General features: G+C 55.8%; 21 protein-coding genes, 10 tRNA genes and 1 pseudogene. 19 read left to right on the top strand and 13 right to left on the bottom strand.

Annotated elements, in window-relative coordinates; all coding sequences use genetic code 11:
• Positions 1 to 75 precede the first annotated feature (75 nt).
• Together AC0CW1_RS03890 and AC0CW1_RS03885 are read right to left on the bottom strand one after the other, a co-directional pair.
• Positions 76 to 152, bottom strand: a tRNA-Val gene (locus AC0CW1_RS03890).
• A gap of 2 nt (positions 153 to 154) precedes the next feature.
• Positions 155 to 232: transfer RNA gene (locus tag AC0CW1_RS03885), tRNA-Met, on the bottom strand.
• 184 nt (positions 233 to 416) lie between these two features.
• Between AC0CW1_RS03885 and AC0CW1_RS03880 the strand changes: the two genes are divergently transcribed.
• Entirely contained in the window at positions 417 to 752 is a 336-nt protein-coding gene (locus AC0CW1_RS03880) for a hypothetical protein (protein WP_488181754.1), read from the top strand.
• A 187-nt stretch (positions 753 to 939) separates the two neighbouring features.
• On the opposite strand, the gene AC0CW1_RS03875 is transcribed toward AC0CW1_RS03880, so the two are convergent.
• From AC0CW1_RS03875 to AC0CW1_RS03845, 7 genes are all read right to left on the bottom strand, one after another.
• Positions 940 to 1022, bottom strand: a tRNA-Leu gene (locus AC0CW1_RS03875).
• A 7-nt stretch (positions 1023 to 1029) separates the two neighbouring features.
• Positions 1030 to 1105 (bottom strand) — tRNA-Thr (locus AC0CW1_RS03870).
• A gap of 27 nt (positions 1106 to 1132) precedes the next feature.
• A tRNA-Trp gene (locus tag AC0CW1_RS03865) sits at positions 1133 to 1207 on the bottom strand.
• Positions 1208 to 1219: 12 nt separating this feature from the next.
• Positions 1220 to 1293: transfer RNA gene (locus AC0CW1_RS03860), tRNA-Gly, on the bottom strand.
• A gap of 31 nt (positions 1294 to 1324) precedes the next feature.
• Positions 1325 to 1399 (bottom strand) — tRNA-Gly (locus tag AC0CW1_RS03855).
• 6 nt (positions 1400 to 1405) lie between these two features.
• Positions 1406 to 1493, bottom strand: a tRNA-Leu gene (locus AC0CW1_RS03850).
• An 8-nt stretch (positions 1494 to 1501) separates the two neighbouring features.
• A tRNA-Val gene (locus AC0CW1_RS03845) sits at positions 1502 to 1578 on the bottom strand.
• Positions 1579 to 1870: 292 nt separating this feature from the next.
• On the opposite strand from AC0CW1_RS03845, the gene AC0CW1_RS03840 reads away from it, so the two are divergent.
• The 8 genes and pseudogenes from AC0CW1_RS03840 to recJ all read left to right on the top strand — a co-directional run bounded on the left by AC0CW1_RS03840 (position 1871) and on the right by recJ (position 8315).
• A tRNA-Pro gene (locus AC0CW1_RS03840) sits at positions 1871 to 1947 on the top strand.
• A gap of 238 nt (positions 1948 to 2185) precedes the next feature.
• A complete protein-coding gene (locus AC0CW1_RS03835; RefSeq protein ID WP_488181753.1) occupies positions 2186 to 3043 on the top strand; it encodes a pentapeptide repeat-containing protein in 858 nt (285 codons plus the stop codon).
• 42 nt (positions 3044 to 3085) lie between these two features.
• A pseudogene (locus AC0CW1_RS03830) lies at positions 3086 to 3321 on the top strand (transposase); the annotation flags it as partial.
• A gap of 386 nt (positions 3322 to 3707) precedes the next feature.
• Complete coding sequence (locus AC0CW1_RS03825) at positions 3708 to 3974, top strand: late competence development ComFB family protein (protein ID WP_488181752.1); 267 nt, start codon at positions 3708 to 3710, stop codon at positions 3972 to 3974.
• A 283-nt stretch (positions 3975 to 4257) separates the two neighbouring features.
• On the top strand, positions 4258 to 5127 hold the full coding sequence (locus AC0CW1_RS03820; RefSeq protein WP_488181751.1) for a response regulator: 870 nt from the start codon (positions 4258 to 4260) through the stop codon (positions 5125 to 5127).
• On the top strand, positions 5117 to 5581 hold the full coding sequence (locus tag AC0CW1_RS03815; RefSeq protein ID WP_488181750.1) for a chemotaxis protein CheX: 465 nt from the start codon (positions 5117 to 5119) through the stop codon (positions 5579 to 5581). Before AC0CW1_RS03820 ends, AC0CW1_RS03815 begins: the two co-directional genes overlap by 11 nt.
• A 106-nt stretch (positions 5582 to 5687) precedes the next feature.
• Positions 5688 to 6077 carry a phage tail fiber protein gene (locus AC0CW1_RS03810; RefSeq protein WP_488181749.1) on the top strand — a complete coding sequence of 130 codons (390 nt, stop codon included), beginning with the start codon at positions 5688 to 5690 and terminating at the stop codon, positions 6075 to 6077.
• Positions 6078 to 6599: 522 nt separating this feature from the next.
• Complete coding sequence (gene recJ, locus AC0CW1_RS03805) at positions 6600 to 8315, top strand: single-stranded-DNA-specific exonuclease RecJ (protein WP_488181748.1); 1716 nt, start codon at positions 6600 to 6602, stop codon at positions 8313 to 8315.
• 3 nt (positions 8316 to 8318) lie between these two features.
• On the opposite strand, the gene AC0CW1_RS03800 is transcribed toward recJ, so the two are convergent.
• The 3 genes from AC0CW1_RS03800 to AC0CW1_RS03790 form a co-directional block, all read right to left on the bottom strand.
• The gene (locus tag AC0CW1_RS03800) at positions 8319 to 9548 is read right to left on the bottom strand and encodes a DNA polymerase IV (protein WP_488181747.1); all 1230 of its coding nucleotides are present in this window, start codon (positions 9546 to 9548) and stop codon (positions 8319 to 8321) included.
• Positions 9545 to 9895, bottom strand: coding sequence for a YolD-like family protein (locus AC0CW1_RS03795; protein ID WP_488181746.1), 351 nt, complete (start codon positions 9893 to 9895; stop codon positions 9545 to 9547). The genes AC0CW1_RS03800 and AC0CW1_RS03795 overlap by 4 nt, the downstream gene beginning before the upstream one ends.
• Positions 9896 to 10189: 294 nt before the next feature.
• Entirely contained in the window at positions 10190 to 11221 is a 1032-nt protein-coding gene (locus AC0CW1_RS03790) for an S-layer homology domain-containing protein (protein WP_488181745.1), read from the bottom strand.
• A 157-nt stretch (positions 11222 to 11378) separates the two neighbouring features.
• On the opposite strand from AC0CW1_RS03790, the gene AC0CW1_RS03785 reads away from it, so the two are divergent.
• From AC0CW1_RS03785 to AC0CW1_RS03745, 9 genes are all read left to right on the top strand, one after another.
• Positions 11379 to 12020, top strand: a complete 642-nt coding sequence (locus tag AC0CW1_RS03785) for a fumarylacetoacetate hydrolase family protein (RefSeq protein WP_488181744.1) — start codon at positions 11379 to 11381, stop codon at positions 12018 to 12020.
• Positions 12021 to 12044: 24 nt separating this feature from the next.
• On the top strand, positions 12045 to 12230 hold the full coding sequence (locus AC0CW1_RS03780) for a hypothetical protein (protein WP_488181743.1): 186 nt from the start codon (positions 12045 to 12047) through the stop codon (positions 12228 to 12230).
• 212 nt (positions 12231 to 12442) lie between these two features.
• A complete protein-coding gene (locus tag AC0CW1_RS03775) occupies positions 12443 to 13762 on the top strand; it encodes an LCP family protein (RefSeq protein WP_488181742.1) in 1320 nt (439 codons plus the stop codon).
• A gap of 36 nt (positions 13763 to 13798) precedes the next feature.
• A complete protein-coding gene (locus AC0CW1_RS03770) occupies positions 13799 to 15037 on the top strand; it encodes an adenosylhomocysteinase (protein WP_488182108.1) in 1239 nt (412 codons plus the stop codon).
• A gap of 64 nt (positions 15038 to 15101) precedes the next feature.
• Positions 15102 to 15806 (top strand): HAD family hydrolase, encoded by a 705-nt coding sequence (locus AC0CW1_RS03765; RefSeq protein ID WP_488181741.1) that lies wholly within the window; start codon positions 15102 to 15104, stop codon positions 15804 to 15806.
• Positions 15785 to 16123, top strand: coding sequence for a putative Se/S carrier protein (locus AC0CW1_RS03760; RefSeq protein ID WP_488181740.1), 339 nt, complete (start codon positions 15785 to 15787; stop codon positions 16121 to 16123). Before AC0CW1_RS03765 ends, AC0CW1_RS03760 begins: the two co-directional genes overlap by 22 nt.
• Positions 16124 to 16183: 60 nt before the next feature.
• Positions 16184 to 16693: a CDP-diacylglycerol--serine O-phosphatidyltransferase gene (pssA, locus tag AC0CW1_RS03755; protein ID WP_488181739.1), complete on the top strand. Its 510-nt coding sequence runs from the start codon at positions 16184 to 16186 to the stop codon at positions 16691 to 16693.
• 191 nt (positions 16694 to 16884) lie between these two features.
• A complete protein-coding gene (locus AC0CW1_RS03750; RefSeq protein WP_488181738.1) occupies positions 16885 to 17091 on the top strand; it encodes a hypothetical protein in 207 nt (68 codons plus the stop codon).
• A 71-nt stretch (positions 17092 to 17162) separates the two neighbouring features.
• Positions 17163 to 17738 carry a glycerol-3-phosphate acyltransferase gene (locus AC0CW1_RS03745; RefSeq protein WP_488181737.1) on the top strand — a complete coding sequence of 192 codons (576 nt, stop codon included), beginning with the start codon at positions 17163 to 17165 and terminating at the stop codon, positions 17736 to 17738.
• Positions 17739 to 17923: 185 nt separating this feature from the next.
• On the opposite strand, the gene AC0CW1_RS03740 is transcribed toward AC0CW1_RS03745, so the two are convergent.
• Positions 17924 to 18313, bottom strand: a complete 390-nt coding sequence (locus AC0CW1_RS03740) for a TIGR04086 family membrane protein (protein WP_488181736.1) — start codon at positions 18311 to 18313, stop codon at positions 17924 to 17926.
• A gap of 73 nt (positions 18314 to 18386) precedes the next feature.
• Here AC0CW1_RS03740 and AC0CW1_RS03735 point away from each other — a divergent pair, with 73 nt between their 5' ends.
• Entirely contained in the window at positions 18387 to 19058 is a 672-nt protein-coding gene (locus AC0CW1_RS03735) for an SIMPL domain-containing protein (protein WP_488181735.1), read from the top strand.
• Positions 19059 to 19096 lie beyond the last annotated feature (38 nt).

Here is a 19096-nt window from a genome sequence, read left to right as displayed (position 1 = left end):
CGAAAGCGCGAATAGTGGTCAGAGACAAAGCAAAAAGCTTCGAACCAAACGTTCGAAGCCTTGATAAAACGAATATGGTGGGCGATAACGGAATCGAACCGCTGACCTCTTGCATGTCAAGCAAGCGCTCTAACCATCTGAGCTAATCGCCCTTTGGTAGCGGTGGTAGGATTTGAACCTACGACACTACGGGTATGAACCGTATGCTCTAGACCAACTGAGCTACACCGCCGCGACCGAAGACAAGTGATAGTATAAGCCAACGTGGTGCTTTCGTCAATTATTTTTTTCAGAATATCTCCGGAAATCCGCCCCAATCCTTCAGGGGTGATGGATAAGGGGGGAGAGGGGGAGGATTATTGAGGATGGTGTCGAAGAGATATCTGATAAAAAATGGTCGGGAAAGGGGAACGAGAATGGAGGAGTGGGTTTTACAGCCCGGGGACAGACCATACCGGATCCTGACCTCCACCGGCGACAGCTCGCCTGATGGCCTGAAAGGCATCCATTTTTATTCAAAGATAAAGGAAACAGGCTTCATCGACTGCCTGCTGATCTTCAACTATGGGGAGCGCCAGGCGGTGCGTCAGGCCAAGGACTTCCCGCCCGATCAGTTCGAGCACTTCCTGCGCGGCGTGGAGAGCCGCTCTCCCTATCCCTGCCAGATCGTCAACGGAGAAACAGAGGAGCAGACCGCTCTGGCCCTCTGGGAATCCTTCATCGGATCTTCCGTCGATAAAGCCGTGAGCTGATGTTATTACGAAGGTCGTTGCGAAAACCCCGGACCGGAATGTCCGAGGTTTTCGTTATTTAAGAGGCAAACTTAGATATAGCATGCATTTGGGCCGGGTCAGGCTGCTTTTGAAGGGGACTTTCTACTGGTTCGAAAGGATTTTAGAAATAAAAAAAACTCAGGCTTTCCTGAGTTCTTTGCTACATTGGTGCGAGAGGGGGGATTTGAACCCCCACGGTTGCCCACACGCCCCTCAAACGTGCGCGTCTGCCAGTTCCGCCACTCTCGCATTCACATGGAGCCACTGACCGGGATTGAACCGGTGACCTTATCCTTACCAAGGATACGCTCTACCTACTGAGCTACAGCGGCATTTTCGATTGAAGAAGTTAAAGAAGATGGCAGGGGAGACAGGACTCGAACCCGCAGCCTACGGTTTTGGAGACCGCCGCTCTACCATTGAGCTACTCCCCTATATACCTTGAATGGAGCGGGTGATGGGAATCGAACCCACGTATCCAGCTTGGGAAGCTGGTGTTCTACCATTGAACTACACCCGCAAACCGGTGATAAGACCGGGTATTAACAAGATGGAGCGGGAAACGAGATTCGAACTCGCGACCCTCGCCTTGGCAAGGCGATGCTCTACCGCTGAGCTATTCCCGCAACATATGGTGCCGAAGGCCGGGGTCGAACCGGCACGAGGGGTGACCTCACTGGTTTTTGAGACCAGCGCGTCTGCCAATTCCGCCACTTCGGCAAGTAATATGGTGGGCGATGAGGGAATCGAACCCCCGACCTCATGCATGTGAGGCATGCGCTCTAACCAACTGAGCTAATCGCCCTTGCCAGACGGCATTCGCCGGTGACGAAATATACTCTATCAAAAACAGCGACTAAAGTCAACAAGGTTTTTTGCGATTCTACAGTGAAAATCAAGGAGAGACAGGAAAAGTATGGTCGATTTCCTTGCCGGGCACGTTTTCCCTGTTCTAGGCGTTACGATGTCATCATGACAGAAGCTTAACGAGTATGATTATAGAGGGAATAGCGGGGAGACCATGGGTCATAATTACTCTGCCAACGCTTTCGCTTGACTTCTGCCGGTGGGTTGTAGTAGAATGGATTTCGTTCAGTCGGGGCGTGGCGCAGCTTGGTAGCGCGCTTGGTTCGGGACCAAGAGGCCGCAGGTTCGAATCCTGTCGCCCCGACCATTGATTTTATTGGGTTTTTCGGGTTAGTGGATGGTGGTTGCGGTCGGGCTTGACGCCTAGGGGTTTTGGAGCAGTTAAAAATCGAGTTATAGTAACGGCCAGGATAGATGTCCTGGCTTTTCTGCGTATTGACCGTTGGAGTTTTCATTGACTTGCTTTACAATTATTGGAGGAATCATTGGTTCAACGGATGGTGCAAATATGCTCTTAGAGAATCAAGGGAGCTATAAAAGAGGAAGTGCAAAGATTGTCCGAACAACGATTGACCCCTGTCCGCAGTACCCATTTACGCGCTGATTGTGAACACTGTTTTGGTTTGTGCTGTGTCGCTTTGCCTTATGCCAAATCGGCTGATTTTGCGTTCGACAAAAAAGGAGGCGTTCCCTGTCGAAACCTGCAATCCGATTATCGCTGTCGGATTCATCAGAGCTTAAGAAGGGAAGGTTTTCGCGGTTGCACGGTCTATGAATGTTTTGGCGCCGGTCAGAAGGTTTCCCAGTTAACTTACCAGGGAAGAGATTGGCGTGAGCATCCCGAGATCGCTCCGGAAATGTTTGATGTGTTCCCGATCATGCAACAACTTCACGAGATGCTTCAGTACCTCAACGAAGCATTGGGGTTAGAAGAAGCCTTGCCGCTCTATGGAGAGTTGCAGAAGGCGACGGAAGCAACGGAACATTTAACATATCTGCCTCCAAAGTCGCTCTTAGCCGTCGATCTGCCAAACCATCGAGTCATCGTGAGTGATCTGCTTCGACAAACCAGTGAATTTGTAAGAGCAAAAGTGATGAAAAACAAGAAACAAAGAAAACCAAGCAAAGTAGATCGGGGGAGCAACCTCATCAGCGCTAAATTAAAAGGCGCCGACCTGAGCGGCGCCAATTTGAGAGGAGCATTACTGATTGCCGCCGATCTGCGACAAGCGGACCTGCGCACTGTCGACTTTCTCGGCGCAGACCTGAGAGACGCTGATGTCAGCAGCGCCAATCTAATTGGCAGCATTTTTCTTACTCAAGCGCAGTTAGATTCGGCGAATGGCGATAAGGAAACCAAATTGCCGCCTTCATTAATCCTTCCTGCCCATTGGCTAGGTTAGAATAACTGCTTGGTTCAAAAAGATTCACACAGCATTCATTAAGAACAAGTCTACCTGGTCACCTTCTTCGATGACGCCACCCCGTTTGTTCTGCATGGGCAGTTTTATCCCACATTGGATCAGGTGATGGTGGAGGATTGTTTCCACCAAGATCTCAAGTACGGGGCGCCGGAAGCGGCGTTCTTTGACTATGGGAAACAGTACCGAACCAAGTGGATGCATCGCGCGCCTGCGCCAAAATGGGCATCCGCGTGCTGTTTGCAGCACCGGCAAGACCACCACCATTCGCCGATTACAAAGTCTACACCCATTGCCTGCTCTATGGCGCACAAAACGGTCGTCGAATCATTGATGGTCATATGGTAAAGCTGGTGTTCCAGGGAGAATTGAACTGATTCTCCCTTTTTTCCTGCCCTGGTATTCTCACAAACGTGGCGCAAATCGCACACCCCGACGGCGACCGCCTAAAGGATCGTCCAGGGGCCGCTAAACACACCGTTATCTTTGGATTATTTGTACGCAATATTTCCTAAATTCTATATCTTCTTGTAATGAAATGGTATTAATGGTTATAATCAAAGAAAACTAGTATCGTCACCATCTATTGTTGGATTTTCGCAAGAAAAAATAGGATTCATGTGGGTGAGGTGCGATGTACCGTAATATGATGGAAGAAATCGTGGAAGAACTGCTTAGCGAAGTATTTGAAACCAACAGGGATATTTGCCGCGATTGTCCGAACTGCAAGCTGGACATCGCAGCCCATGCGTTAAACCGTTTGCCCCCGAAATATGTCGTACATGGGAAGGGAAGAGCCCTGACTCGGATTGACTTACGAGATCCCCAGAAACGGACGGATATATTATCTGTCATCGCTCAAAGCATCTCCGTTGTCAATGAAAATCGCTGGTGCCAGAAGGAGCAGCGATGATCGAATGATGCATCAAGTTTCGAAGCAGTGCTATTGAGCGAATCAATTTTTTATTCAATTTTGAGGACATGTTGTCTTTTTCACCCGTCCATTGCGCTTAATGGTCGCCCGCATTACAGTCGCGTCAGGAAATTTCTGTCCCGGTTCAAGGGGTATCTTGTGCTCTGGTATGTACAACAGCAATCCTTTGTTCTACCATAACAGTAGTGTGGCTTCTACGGTCTTAATACTGTTTTTCTACGGCTTTTCGGACAAAAAATAACGGCGGAAAGAGGGATTCACCGTGCCCCAAGAAAAGTACAGAATTCTTATCGTCGACGACTCACCGTTCAGTCAGTCGATTATCAAAAATTCCCTTCAAGAAGATCGCTTTGAGGTCGTTGCGATGGCCAGCGCCGGCCTGGAAGGTATCGAACAGTTCCGGGAACTGAAACCGCAGCTCGTGACGATGGACGTCACCATGCCTGACATGGACGGGCTCGAGTGTGTCCGACGGATTCTTGATATCGATCCCAATGCCAAGATTATCATGATCAGTTCCATGCGCGATCAGGAATTGATCGGCCGGTCGCGTGCGCTCGGCGTCGCCCATTTCCTGCAAAAACCTTTTGTCCCAGAAGAACTGAACCGGTTAGCCCTTGACGTCCTGCAAAAGCGAGAACAGCACCAACATGACGCCCATGTTTTCGCCGAACTGTTCCGACAGGCTTTGCAAGACAGCCTTCTAGGCTTGTTGTCGACACCGGTCACCCTGTCGGATCTCTCCGAGCAGGAAGCCGAGTACGCCTCCCAGGGCATCGCCGTAGTGATCGGAATCACTGGCGGGCGCTATGGAAAGATGATCCTCGATTGCAACCCCGAAACGGCTTTAGCGACAGCGCGGCGCATATTGCGCAAAGACGCTATTGACGACAATGAGATGCGCTATGCTGTGGCGGAAATCGGCAACATTATCGCCGGTCACGGCGTTTCGCGCATCAACGACCGCATTGGCGCCGGCAACGGCAACCTCCGACTGACCGCACCGAGCATCCTCTACGGCAAGGTAGGGATCTTCAACCCCAAAATGATCGGCTTCCGCACGACAGCCCAGACCGCAGAAGGCGCCTGGAAGATGCTGGTCGGTTTTGGAGGTGTCACCAGTGGACGTTAAACACATCGAACCCTTCCTTGAAGCCCTCCACAACGTTCTGCCCATGCTCGGCTTCCAGCAGATCGTCCGGGGAAAGCTCTCTGTGGGAGATCGCTTTGTCGCCGGCAAGGGTGTCATCGTCCTTATCGGCACGACGGGCGATGTGGCAGGCAACATCGCCTACAATCTCACCGAAGAAGTGTCCAAGAATATCGCTTCAACCATGATGGGCGGTATGTCTGTCGCTGCCTTCGACGCCCTGGCCCAAAGCGCCGTATCGGAACTAGTCAATATGCTGACAGCCAATGCGGCCATGACCTTGGAGAGCCAGCAGATTAAGATAGATATCTCTCCACCGACGATCATCCTGGGGCAAAACTCGACAGTGACCGTCTGCAACGGTCGCTTTCTGACGGTGGAGTACCTGGTGGACGGGATGAAAATTGACGTCAACTTCGGATTTCATCAAAAGTAATCAGTTGGCCCTGATTTCTCATGTTCTGCTAGCTACCGGTGGATACCGCCAACCGATCCGATTATGATATGATAGCTTGGACAACCCCGATGAGAGGTGAGAATCGTTGGAACAGGAATACCATGTAGCGCTTTATACTTCCGATCCGGTGATTGCAAAGTCCTATTATGGCTCCTATGAGATGGATGAACAGGCCGAGGTGCATGGCGGCGGGTATGCGCGCCAGCCCGTGACCTTTTCTCTCGTTCAGACTGGCGACGGTTATATGGCCCATAACGTTAAAACGGTGATCTTCCCGGAAGCGACGGCGCCTTGGGGAGGAATTACCCACATTGCCCTTTTGCTCGAGAGGAACCGGGGATTCTGCACCCCTCTTAGTGAACCTAGTGAGGTCTTGACCGGAGAAACCGTCGAGATCCGTGCTGGTGAACTGACCCTCTTGATCCCGCAGCATTCCTGCAACTGCCGAAAAAAGGAACCTAGTCATTCTGCCTGAAAGGTCGCCTGTTCTAAGGCCTGGCGAAGGTGCGCCGGGCCTTTCCTTTGCCTGCTTTCCCGCTTTTTTCGTATGCTCGATTGGGAATGTGGCCGACGAGAGCGCCACGATTATCCTCTTTCCTTCCTTCACCGATGGCGCCGACGGCTACTGGCGTGTTTGCCACTGCTGCCAGGCGCGAGCGAGCGAAAGCCGGGTCTAGGTAGTCCTGAGCGGCATCGTTGGCAATCTCCCCCAGGTGACCCAGATGCGTCGGTTAGTGCCGGGCCAGTTTTTTTGTGCCCTGTGACCATCCCTTTCCCGATGACGCTATCCTGGCCTTGGGCCAGACGAACGTCCATATGACCGTCTGAGGCGTCCTCGCTCCCGAACGGCTGGCAGAAAACCGGGAGCGGGGCAAGGTGGCACCCTTTTTTCGATCGCCGCCGGTGAAGATAGCCTTCACAAAAGCTCTGATGAACTCAGCGTTCCTATCAATAACCGTCGATAATCGCACAGAAGAAGCAGACCGGAGGCGACCCCATGCGGTGGATCCTGCCATCAAAGCAACAGATACCCTCTTATCCCGGACTGACTCCCTTTCAGGCGGCCCTGCTCGCCCGGCGGGGGATCAGCCCTGCTGACGCGGAACGCTTTATCCGTTCCGCCATCGAAGACATGCACGATCCGCAGCAACTCAAAGGCGCCGCTGCCGCTGCGGCCATCATCAAAGACGCCATCGACCGGCGTCTCCCCATCACCGTTTACGGCGACTACGATTGTGACGGTGTCACCGGGACAGCGCTCCTGGTGGAGAACCTAACCAAACTGGGCGCCATCGTGGACTGGTACATCAACAGCCGCTTCGTCGAAGGGTTCGGCATGCACCCGCTCGGTGTCGAAGAGATCGCCCGGCGCGGGACGCCGCGTTTGATCATCTCCGTCGACAACGGGATCAGCGCCGTCGACGCCGTACGGCGCGCCCACGAGTTGGGGATGCAGGTCGTCGTCACCGATCACCATGAACCTGGGGTGGAACTGCCGTCAGCTGACGCCATCGTCAATCCGAAGCAGCCCGGATGCCCTTATCCCGACAAACAGTTGGCCGGCGTCGGCGTGGCTTTCAAGGTGATGCAGATCCTGTTCCAGGCGGCAGGAAACCCGCGCGAGATTCTGCGCTCCCTCGACCTTGTCGCCCTCGGCACAGTGGCGGACGTAATGCCTGTGACCGGTGAAAACCGCATCTTCATCAAAAACGGGTTAAAGCTAATCAACTGGGGCGAGCGGACACGGATCGGCCTTCAGGCGATCAAGGCCGCCGCCGACCTCAAGGGCGAGGTGAACGCTCACTACCACCTCGGCTTCATCTTCGGTCCCATGCTCAACGCCACCGGTCGTATCGACGGCGTACCAGCGGCAGCGGTGGAACTGTTGCTGACGACCGACCGCCGCCGCGCCGGCGCATTAGCGACCCAACTGCGGCTGGTCAACGAGGAGCGGCAACAGTTGACCCGCCAACAGACGGAGACAGCCTTCGAACAGGCGCAAGGGCAGGCGGGCTTTATCGTCGTTTATGATCCGTCCTTCCACGAGGGGATCGTGGGTCTGATCGCCTCCCGACTGAAGGAGGCTTTTCACCGGCCTGTGCTGGCGCTGACCGACAGCCACGAGACGGGGATCCTCAAGGGGTCGGTCCGCAGCGTCAAGGGTTTTTCAGTGAAAGCCCACCTTATCGATGGTTGCGCCGACCTGCTGCTCAAGGGTGGCGGTCACGAGATGGCCGCTGGCTGCTCCCTGGCGAGGGAAAACCTGGCCGCCCTGCGCCAGCGCCTCGACGCCGCAGTCCGCCAAGCGCCGGCGGATCTCTTCGTCCCCATGGTGGAGATCGATTATACCCTGAACCCGAACGAATTGGACGAAGCGCTGGTGGCGCAGATCGAGGGATTCGCTCCTTATGGCGCCGGTTTCCCCCGGCCCACCTTTCTCCTGGCGCCTTTTCGGCCCGAGCAGGTCCGTTTCCTGGGCCGGGAGTGCAACCACCTCCGCCTCAACGGCCAAGGGGTGACGGTCATCGGCTTCAACCAGGCTGAAGCCTTCCGTGAGGTCAACCCCAAGGGGCCCTTGGCTCTCGTCGGTTTGCCGGAAGTCAACACCTACGACAGTTCCCTCCAGTTCCGCCTGCGCAACGACGGCTGGCGAGATCTAACCAAACTATCCGGTGGCGATGACTTCCCTGAAGTCACCGAAACAGCAGGGTAGCGCCTACCGGTAATGGCCGCCGATCTTTGCAGCGCGGTCTTGCGCCTGTCCGGTCGGTAGGAGGGAGGAGGCGCGGACGATGGCCGTTGTTCCCAGGGCGTCGCGGATGCGGTCCATCGTCCGGCTCACCCGGTCTTGCCGGTCCATGTCGCGAAACAGTTCCTGCTGGAGGGCGCCGTCTTCTTCGAGGCCGCTGAGGTCCACCGTGACCGTGCGGACCGGACGGCCATCCCAGTGCCGGCGAAAGAGTAACTGCGCCTTTTCGAAAACGGGCCCTGACAGGTTGGAGGGGCAGGCCAGGGAGGTCTGGCGGTAAAAACCCCGTGTCAGGTCATAGGCGCGCAGGCCCACAGAAACAGTCCGGCCAGCCTTGCCCAACTTGCGAGCCCGCCGGCAGACTTCGTCGGTCAACTCCAGCAACACCAGTTCGATGTCATCGCTACGGTGATAGTCACGGGGCAGGGTGATAGAGTGGCCGACGCTCTTGGCCTGCTCCAGCGAATTGGCGCAGACCGGCGATGGGTCCCGTCCCCAGGCCAGATTGTGGTAGACAGCGCCGCGCAGGCCAAAGCGCCGCGTCAAGTAGTGGACGGGGTAGCGGGCGAGTTCGCCGATGGTAAGCAAGCCCATGTTGCGAAAATGCCGCTCCATCCGCGATCCCACCATGAACATCTTACCCGTTGGCAGGGGATGGAGCTTTTCCTCCACATCACCGGACCCCCAGAGCGCCACGCCGGAGGGGCTTTTTTTTGCTTCTATATCACAGGCCATCTTGGCCAGAAACTTGTTGGGACCGATGCCGACGGAACAGGGGACCTTCACCGCCGCCCAAACTTTTTGCCGAAAAATCTGGGCGGCCTGGACGGCGTCGCCCCAGATGTGTTCAGCGCCCTGCACATCGATGAACAACTCGTCAACGCTGTAGGGCTCCACCAGCGGCGAGAGGGTGCGGGCGATCTGCTGGATCTGCCAAGACACCTCTAGGTAAAGGCTCATGCGCGGGCGCACACAGACAGCGTCAGGGCAGATGGCCCGGGCCTCGCCGACGGTCATGGCTGTCTTGACCCCACGGCTTTTGGCCTCCCGGGAGGCAGCCAGGATGATGCCGTGCCGCCGTTCCGGATCGCCGCAGACGAGCACCGGCTTTCCCCGCAAGGTCGGGTTGTGGGCCACCTCAACGCTGGCGTAAAAGGAATTCATGTCAGCCAGGAGGACCGTCGGCGCCACCGTCATGGCTCTTCCGCCCCCACGATGGCGTCGATAGGCAACCTTTCAACCGTTTCCGCCCGGCGCCAACGCAGCGCTCCCGGCGGCTGCCCTACGCTCAATGGGATGCCAGTCAATTTCTCCAGCCGGCCCTGGCGGTGGACGAGCAGGGTGATCGGCCGGCCTGCATCGCGGGCCGCCAGGACCAGCGCCTGGATCTCCTCTAGGTATTCCTGGGTGGGGCAGGGGAATGGCACGGAACGGGCCGCTTCCTGGACTTTCTCCACAGCGCCGGCCCGGTGTTCCGGCAGGATCATGCGGGATCCTTGCCAGAGCCGGTTATGGGTGAAAAAGGCGCGGGTGCGTTCATCCAAGGCGATCCCTCCTTTGTTAGAACGTATATTCTCAGAACATCAGTTCTATTATACGAACATTTGCTCCCTTTGTCATGGGGAGCCGGTCAAAAAATCATCTCCAGATTTATCCATCTCCCTTTGTTTACTCCTTCAAGGGCTTTCTTTTTCCCGGCAAGCAGGAATCAGCCCAGTTCCCCCTGGGAAGGGAAGAGAAACCGGGCGCACCGAAAAAAGCCCCCGGTAAAAACCGGGAGCTCTGGTCATCGTTGATCGGCCAGTTTGCCTGGAGTTGTTCCACTTTGGAGAAAAAGATTATTTCCTTCGGGATACATTGCTGTTATAGATGCGTTCGAGCAAGATAAACGCTTCTTCCCGGCTAAGGGATGTCTCGGGACGGAAATGGCCATCGGGATAACCTTTGGCCAAACCCTTGGACGCTGCAGCGCTGACGGGTCCCAAGGCCCATGATGTCTCCAGATCGGCGAAAGCGGGAGAGGAGAGCGCTTCCCACTGTTGCGCCCGTGACGCCAGGGTGACCGCCTCCGCCCGGGTGATCGGCGCATGGGGCGCCAATCGCTGACCAGGGCGACCGATCACCAAGTTTGCCTTCACGAGCCCGGCAACGCGGCCTTGCAGTTCCGGCTTCAACCCCTCCGCATCGCCGAAGGGATGCAATAAATCGGCTTCTTCACCCGTAACACTCTCCTCGATCCCCTTGAGGGAGGGGAAAACATCGATAAAATAAGTAAAGAACTCCTGCCGGGTCATCCCTTCATCAGCCTCGCCCGTTTCCGAAGGCAAGGCCATCGCCAACTCGGAGATGCGCACCATGCTGTAATCCTTTGCATAAAAGGTGAATTCCACAAAGGGAACCCCCTCTTGCCGCATGTTATTGATCTCCACGGTCAAGGAACGAGGCGTCGCCGACACAAAGCGAAGGGCCGACTGGGTGCCCTCGTTGGCGATGGAGTTGGCAAACCAGTTGATCATCGACGGACAATTGACATACTTGTCCAGTGTTTCCGCTGTAGGGACCTGCATGTACTCTACACCCAGCGGCAAGGTTACCGTGATCTGGCTGCCTTCGCGCACCGCTCGTGGACCTTCATTATCAGCAACAAGAAAAATGGAACTCAACCCTTGGTTCTCGCCTCGGGTCACTCTTGGCACTGATATGGGCAGATTTTCACTGGTCATTGTTCCCGAAAGCTGGACGTCGACCGGTTTCCATGCTCCCGGTATCTCCGGATCTTTAAAGCGGATCCGAAGGTCACCTGCCTCAGCCATGCCCGTGCCGAAGGTCAATAACGCTAATGTAGTCAAGAGTAGCAGTCTTTTTCGCAACAGATTCCCTCCTGAAGCCTCTTTATTGATCAGATAGGAACAGCTTGCGGTACATAATTCGCACTTTTTCTATTTTTTCCTCTTTTTTTGGGCAAGAAGAGCTTACGGAAAAAAGATGTTTTTGTTATGATTTTCTTGATGAAAAGAGGCGTTGATCGTGCAAGACATCCGGAATATCTACTGTGTGGGAAGGAATTTTCCACTTCATGCCGCTGAACTAGGCAATGCGATTCCCGAGCGACCGCTGATCTTCTCGAAACCGACCCATGCGCTGGCCTTGCTGGACGGCAACACCCTTCATCTGCCAGGAACCAAAGGGGCTGTCCACTTTGAGGCCGAACTGGTCATCCGGGTCGACCAACCCTACCGAAAGGGGAGCACGGCCGATAGCTTGATCGGCGCCATGGCTTTAGGCATCGATTTTACCCTGCGCGATCTGCAGGAAAAATTGAAGCGCAAAGGCCACCCTTGGCTGGAGGCAAAGGGGTTTCCCAACTCGGCGGCCCTGACGCCCTTCATCCCTTTCCCTGGCGCAGCATCCATCGCCGCCGAGGACTTTATTCTTCTTCGCAACGGTGTGGAAACACAACGGGGGAACGTGCGGGATATGCTTTTCAACGTGCAGGAAATCCTCGATTTTTGTGCCGAATGCTTCGGCATCGGTCCCGGAGACATCATCTTCACAGGCACACCGGCTGGCGTGGGACCGGTCATATCGGGGGATGCCTTTCACCTCTATTGGGGAAACCGCTGCCTCGGTCATGGCGTCGTTTGCTTGGATACCCTCGAGGCGTTATAATGGAAAGAGAAGGGAGGGGAACGCATGTCCCTTTGTGACAAATGCCAGGAATGCCGCCGCGACAAGGAGGAGGAGTTGGAACGCTTCCGCAAGAACTATGTTGAAGGCGGTATCGTCGAAAAGTCTCCTCATTGCAAGGACTGTGACAACGTGGAAGGCGACGATCTGGAACGGTGCCTCGTCTGCGGCGCCGTGATTGAAAAGAAATAACGCTGTAGAACGGGAGGCGCGAGCCTCCTTGTTTCTTTTCACTTTCACTTCCTTGTCGGACTCGCTGGTCTCGACACACCGCTCCGCCCTTTTCGTTTGAAAATCTTTATTAACGGAACCATTTTCGTGGTAGAATGATGGGCGACAACTTTTTCATCGCCACAACACCAAACGGACTCTGCGTCGAAGAAGGATTCAAGGCAGGTGATTTGATGAAAAGATGGCATATCAGTCCCAGACTGATGATCTTTTTTGGTTTGATGTTGCTCCTGGGGGTGACCGCAGGGGTTACATACGGGATCTTTAGCCCCGATTATTCCCTGCGCGATCCTTTAAACCCTGACGGTCCTTTGACAGAGTCGGAAATCAAGCGACGGATGAACGTGCTCCTGCTGGCGGTGGACAACCGCCCTGGTGAAACAGATGGACGAACGGACACGATCATCGTCGCCAGCGTCGATCGCCAGGACAAAAAACTCTACCTCCTCTCCATCCCCCGCGACACCCGAGTCAAGATCAGCGGTCACGGTATGGACAAGATCAACAGCGCCCACATGTACGGCGGTGTCCCGCTCGCCAGGAAAACGGTGGAGGAATTGCTGGGGATCCCCATCGACTATTATGTGAAAACCGATTTCAACGGCTTTCGCGAGATCATCGATACGCTTGACGGCGTGGAAATCGATGTCGAAAAAAACATGTACCACAATGAAGGAGATCCGGAAGATTTAATTAATTTAAAAAAGGGTCTCCAAAGGTTAAGCGGCAAAGAGGCGCTCCAGTATGTCCGGTTTCGGTCCGATGAACTGGGCGACATCAGCCGCACCCAACGGCAGCAAAAATTCCTTCAAGCCCTCGCCAAACAACTGTTACAGGTCAATACGGTGTGGAAACTGCCGGCCCTTGCCCCTCAACTAGTCAAATATGTGGATACCAATCTCGGGGCCGGCGACCTTGTCTCCTTGGCTATGAAAGCCAAGGACTGGAATGCGGGCAATATCGTCGCCCACACCTTGCCAGGAAATTTCGTCACCCTCAACGGCGTGAGCTACTGGCAAGTAGATCTGACCAAGTCCCGCCAGGCGGCTCTTGACTTTATGCGAGGCGTCATAAACACTAAGGTCATCGATGAAAACATCGTTGTCCTCGAAAAGCCAAAAGAGAAACCGAAAGCAGAGACTAAGGAAGAGAAGTCAGAGGAAGAAAAGTCACAACCCCCTGTGACCGATGCTCAGAAGGGCGAAAAAACGGACGCGGAACAGACGGGAAAACCTGCCTCGCTTCCTGGGGCTACCGGTAGCCAGGGACAAAGGGCTAACGGCTCCCCCGTAAACCCCGGCGCGCCTACGGGCAAATCGCCATCCGCCCCGGATACCCCCAAGACGCCGCAGCAGCCGAACACTTCCGCTACGTCTCCCACGCCGGCTCGCTTGCCGGAAGCCCTCAATCCGGCGGCGCCCAACCGCATCGTCCCCGGCGCGCCCCCCGTGCCCACCGATGTTCAACCACCCTCTACCAGCGGGGTTGAGTAACATACTGTTCTTGAGGAGGCTTTATTTGTGGATTCAATGATTCGCGACATCAACCTTGCCCCCCAGGGTCAATTGAAAATTGACTGGGTGGACCAGCACATGCCCATCCTGAACCAGGTCAAGCGAGACTTTGAGCAGCGCAAGCCCCTGGCCGGCAAACGGGCCATCATCTGCCTCCACCTGGAAGCCAAAACAGCTTACCTGGCCTTGACCGTAAAAGCCGCCGGCGCCGAGGTGGCCGTCTGCGGTTCCAACCCGCTCTCTACCCAAGACGACGTCGTGGCCGCTCTGGTGAAAAATGGCGTGACCGCCTATGCCTGGCACGGCGCCACCGATGAAGAATACAAAATGCACCTGAACAAAGCCCTTGATTTCCAACCGGACATCCTCATTGACGACGGCGGCGACCTGGTGGCCACCCTCCATGCAGAACGCCTGGAGCAGGCCAAAGGGATCATCGGCGGCGCCGAGGAGACGACAACAGGTATCCTCCGATTGAAAGCGCTGGCGAAGGAAGGTAAGCTCACTTTCCCCATGATGGCCGTCAACGATGCCCAGATGAAATACCTCTTCGACAACCGCTACGGCACCGGACAGTCTGTCTGGGACGGCATCCTGCGCACGACCAACCTGACCGTCTGCGGCAAAGTGGTCGTCGTCGCCGGCTACGGCTGGTGCGGCAAAGGCGTTGCCGCCCGGGCCAAGGGGCTTAACGCCCGCGTCGTCGTCACCGAGATCGATCCGATCAAAGCCAACGAAGCGCTGATGGACGGCTTCGAGGTCATGCCCATGGTCGAGGCTGCTAAACTGGGCGACATCTTCGTCACCGTCACCGGCAACCGCGATATCATCCGCCGGGAACACCTCGAGGTGATCAAGGACAAAGCCATCCTCAGCAACGCCGGCCACTTCGACGTGGAAGTGAACAAGGAGGACCTGAAGGCCCTGGCCGTCAGCGTCCGCACCGCCCGCAAGAACATTGAGGAATACGCCTTCGCCGACGGCCGCAAAGTCTACCTGCTCGGGGAAGGCCGCCTCGTCAACCTGGCCTGCGGCGACGGACACCCCGCTGAGGTGATGGACTTGACCTTCGCCTTACAGGCGCTGTCGCTCGATTACCTCGTCGCCAACCGTGACAAGATGGAACCGGGCGTCTTCTCTGTACCCGATTCGATCGACCGCAAGGTGGCCGAATACCGCCTGAAGGCGCTCGGCGTTACCATGGATGAATTAACGGACAAACAGGCTAACTACCTGGCTAGTTGGGCGGAATAAACCGATCACCGCTGGTTCCCAATAGCGTCTGAACAGTCTTCATGTGACAGGGGAGGAGAAGCGGATGCTCGTTTTTTTCGATGTGGACGGCACGCTTACGGCAGGACCCAATGTGTGGGAGGTCATCTACCGGCGACTCGGTTTATGGGATTCAGCAGGAGTTCCGATTCAAGAGTCCTACTTGAACGGCGAGATCGACTACCGAGAATTTGCCAACCGTGACGCCGCCCTATTTGCCGGAACCCCGTTTGAAAGGATCGAGCAGTGGATAACGGAAATCCCCCTCCGTCCCGATGCAGCGGAAGCGATTGAACAATTACAAAGAAACGGTTGCCGAATCATTCTCCTGTCGACAGGATTGACAGCGCTCATAGACCATCTCGCCCAAGGCTTCAGCGCCTTTGCCGGCATGGCCAATGAGTTGGAGGTCATCGACGGCAAGCTGACGGGGCGCGTCTTCGTCCATGTGTCGGCCGATGACGTCCATCGCGACAAGGGGGCTTGGGTCCGCCGGTTCTGCAAAAAACACCGGGTAAGCATGGAAAGCACCGCGGCCATCGGCGACTCGGCCGGCGACATCCCCATGTTCCGCCAGGTCGAACTGCCCATCCTGTTCAAGGCCCAAGATTCCTTTGTCGACAATGAGCCTGTTCTCCATGCTGTCCCCGGCATCCTCCAGGCGGCCACCTTGCTTGAGGCTACCCAAGCGATCATCGATTTTGTCCAGCCAAGCCGTTACTGGCTGGGGTGGAGGAGCGATGCCCGCTGAAAGATGATGCCAAAACCCTCTGGCGCCAAAAATACCATCCCCTGATCACCTTTCTCTCACCCCAAGAGGCCATGGCTGCCGAGGACCGGCTGAAAACAGCGACGATCTGTTGTCTCGTCGTCCCCACGCCTCGTGAATTGGCTGAGGGATGCGGTCTCTCTATCCGCGTCTTTCCCGAAGATATTGAACGCTGCCGGGAGGCCTTAGAGCAGGGGAGCGTTAAGGCGCGATTTTATGCCTGGAATGGACAAGCGACTTGCTGGTGCGAAATATTCCGTGAAAAGCGCCTGCATCTTTTTCCGGGGCCGGAAAAATGATAAAATAAACCTAATGATATTAAGATCTGCCGAGCGGCTCCAGCCATGGAGGTTTAGTTGATGAATCATAAGGCGGCAATTCCCAATGCCTTCACACTCACCAACCTGTTGTTGGGAATACTCTCCATCGTCTATACCATGGACCAAAACTACAGCATGTCCGCCATCATGATTCTTCTCGCCGCTGTCCTCGATGGGATGGATGGCCGGGTGGCCCGGAAGCTCGAAGTGTCCTCGGCCTTCGGGAAAGAACTGGATTCCCTCTCTGATCTGGTCTCCTTCGGGGTGGCGCCAGCGATCCTCATTTATGCGGCCCATCTGGAAGAACCGTACCAGTACTTCGGCTTGGCCATCGCTGCCGTCTTCGCCCTTTGCGGCGCCGTGCGCTTGGCTCGGTTCAACGTCCTCAACATTACAACTCATTTCCTTGGCATCCCCATCACGGTTGCTGGTCCCTTGATGGCCATCTTCTCTCTCGCCGGAAACCGCCTTCCCAATCTCTTCTTCCCGGTCGCTATGCTGCTCCTGGCCGGGTTGATGGTGTCCAACCTGAAAGTGCCCAAGCTCTGACAACTGAGGCAAAAAGGCAAAAACCCCTGGCCCGCGCCAGGGGTTCTTTCGACCATAGAATAGACAAAGAGAATGCGGAAGCCCTCTTCGCTGGTTAGGCTAGCCGGGAAGGGACCATCTTGCCGGCAGGGGACTTCCGCACTCCTAGTATGACCCCGCTCGTCAAGCTTCATACAGGGAGGTGAAGGCGCATGAAAATTCCTTACTGCGAACGCTGCGGCGCCACCGATACACAAGGGGCGGTCTGCGGACACTGCGATACCATGTACTGTTACGATTGTATGGAAAAAAAGCAGATCAACATGTTTGTCTGCAAAAAGTGCGGGCGCTTTATCTGCGCCGCCTGCCGGACCGGCATGGACGATTGCGATCAGGTCCCTGTCGGCGCGGAACGGTAAAGTCCAAACGTAGCGCATAGATGTCAAGACCGTAGCATAGACATTACTACCGTATTTTGGGAGGAATGGCGATGTTTACGGTCTTGACGCTTTTTATCTGCGCCTACCTGCTCGGCGCCCTTTCCTTGACCTACTGGATCGGCTGGTTCAGCGACCATCTGACTATCGGCGATTACGGTCCGGGCTCTGTCGGACCTGCCAAGCTGCTCCGTCTCGCCGGTCCGGAGAGCATGGTGGCAGCCTTGCTGGCTGAACTGGCGAAAGGATGGCTGATCGGTTGGCTGACGGTCTTTTTTCAAGCCAACGAATTCGAGCAGTGGATGACCGCCCTGTTTCTGTTTGCCGGATACGGCTGGTCACCGGTCCTCGGCGGACGGGGAGGGAACATTTGCCTTCCCTTTATCGGTTTCCTGCTTCAGGTGGCGCCTCCGCTAGGCCAGTTAACGCTCGCCCTTTCCCTTTCAGCGCTGTTTCTGACACGCTCCCCTAACCTAGCTGCCCTCGCTGCGCTGCTGACCTTGCCTTTCGTGGCCTGGTTCAATGATTTTCCCCTTTCGGCGCTCACCGTCACTGCGGTGGCTGCGGCGATCGTCGGGTTTCAATTTTGGTTGGTCCGTTGTCACCGGCAGAGGGAACCGGCAATATAATAGGGAAGAGCGAGAGAGGCCATCGATAAAAGGGGTGAAAACCATCATGCGGATCTACTTTGTCCGGCTGCCCGGTTTTTTGCGGTCATTGCTCTTGAAGGTATGGGGATAAAGTGCAGCGGGGAGAGGCAGGCCTCTTCCCGTTGGCTTTTTTTCGACCCTGTGATAAGATGACGAAGGGGTGCTCATTCTTTCCAGGCAATCCCGGCGATACCGCCAATTGAGCCACCGGCGAGGGCGTAGAGCATTTTTTTCCACCACGCCGTCATCGGAAAAGCCGGAGCAGGCACGAAATAGCCGACGGCGACGGTGAAGGCAAAAAAACTCAACCCCGCAAGCAAGCCGTAAATCAATCCCTTGGCGCCTGCCTTCCGAGCGGACACCCAGCCGGCGCCGAGGGCGCAGAGCCCGTAGACGCTATGGACGACGGGCATGATGTATCGCTCGGACAAGCTGGTAAAGAAGAAAAAGAGGACAAGCAGCACGGAGACGGCTAGCGACGCCGCCAGGGCGTAGCCCGTTCCGACCAAAACGGGTGTTGCCGACAGGGTTGCCGGTTCATTTTGTTCTGCCATCGGGTCCACCTCCTTGCCACCACTTTATTCACCGGGGCTTCCGTTTAGGACGAGATTGCAAGACACGGGAGGATTGATCACCACGAAGAACCGATCGACTGCCAATAAAGTCGCCCTTATCTTTTTCAGCATCATCGTGCTGACCGCTTTTTACCTATCCACCCACCGCGTTCCGGCGCCACCTCTCGACTCCGCCATCGCCGTCGATCCCCGCGATGTCCACATCAAGGTGACGGGTTCAGCTGATCTGCCGGCAGAACAGTGGCGTTTGACCTTGGCTGTCCAACAGGGAGGACGCTCATCGGCTGAGGCGGAACAAGCCATGAGCCGGGCTGTCGACAAACTGCTGAAAAGCTTCTCCGACACCGGCCTTTCGGCTAACAACATCAATCGCATCGACCAGCAACTTACGCCCCAATGGTCTATCCCCGGCGCTAAGTCGCCGCAAGGCTTCGTGGCCGCCTCGACCATTGAGATCAACGGCGTCCCGGCCGATCAAAGGGAATCGGTGCTGGATACAGCACTGACCAATGGCGCCAACCAGATCATCAAAATGGAGCCGCTTCCCGATGGTGATGCGAAAGCGCAGACGACAGCCGTCAAAGCGGCTCTCGACGACGCCCATAGCAAAGCGAAGGCAATCGCTTCGACCATGGGCCGGGAACTGGGCGAAGTGGTCTCCATCGACCAGGCGGAAACAGGCGCCCACCTACAACTGACGGTGCTCTACCGGCTGAAGTTTTAAGTTTGACAGCACTTTTCCAGCGCGGTTATAATGAAGAG

It is taken from the genome of Heliomicrobium sulfidophilum, from assembly GCF_057715735.1.
Note: the sequence above shows the minus strand (reverse complement) of the source record. Positions and strands in the feature narration are given on the sequence as shown.

Coding starts and splice junctions, on each gene's coding strand:
- AC0CW1_RS03880 (WP_488181754.1), top strand. CDS start 417: ATGGAGGAGTGGGTTTTACAGCCCGGGGACAGACCATACCGGATCCTG.
- AC0CW1_RS03825 (WP_488181752.1), top strand. CDS start 3,708: ATGATGGAAGAAATCGTGGAAGAACTGCTTAGCGAAGTATTTGAAACC.
- recJ (WP_488181748.1), top strand. CDS start 6,600: ATGCGGTGGATCCTGCCATCAAAGCAACAGATACCCTCTTATCCCGGA.
- AC0CW1_RS03800 (WP_488181747.1), bottom strand. CDS start 9,548: ATGACGGTGGCGCCGACGGTCCTCCTGGCTGACATGAATTCCTTTTAC.
- AC0CW1_RS03780 (WP_488181743.1), top strand. CDS start 12,045: ATGTCCCTTTGTGACAAATGCCAGGAATGCCGCCGCGACAAGGAGGAG.
- AC0CW1_RS03775 (WP_488181742.1), top strand. CDS start 12,443: ATGAAAAGATGGCATATCAGTCCCAGACTGATGATCTTTTTTGGTTTG.
- AC0CW1_RS03770 (WP_488182108.1), top strand. CDS start 13,799: ATGATTCGCGACATCAACCTTGCCCCCCAGGGTCAATTGAAAATTGAC.
- AC0CW1_RS03765 (WP_488181741.1), top strand. CDS start 15,102: ATGCTCGTTTTTTTCGATGTGGACGGCACGCTTACGGCAGGACCCAAT.
- pssA (WP_488181739.1), top strand. CDS start 16,184: ATGAATCATAAGGCGGCAATTCCCAATGCCTTCACACTCACCAACCTG.
- AC0CW1_RS03750 (WP_488181738.1), top strand. CDS start 16,885: ATGAAAATTCCTTACTGCGAACGCTGCGGCGCCACCGATACACAAGGG.
- AC0CW1_RS03745 (WP_488181737.1), top strand. CDS start 17,163: ATGTTTACGGTCTTGACGCTTTTTATCTGCGCCTACCTGCTCGGCGCC.
- AC0CW1_RS03740 (WP_488181736.1), bottom strand. CDS start 18,313: ATGGCAGAACAAAATGAACCGGCAACCCTGTCGGCAACACCCGTTTTG.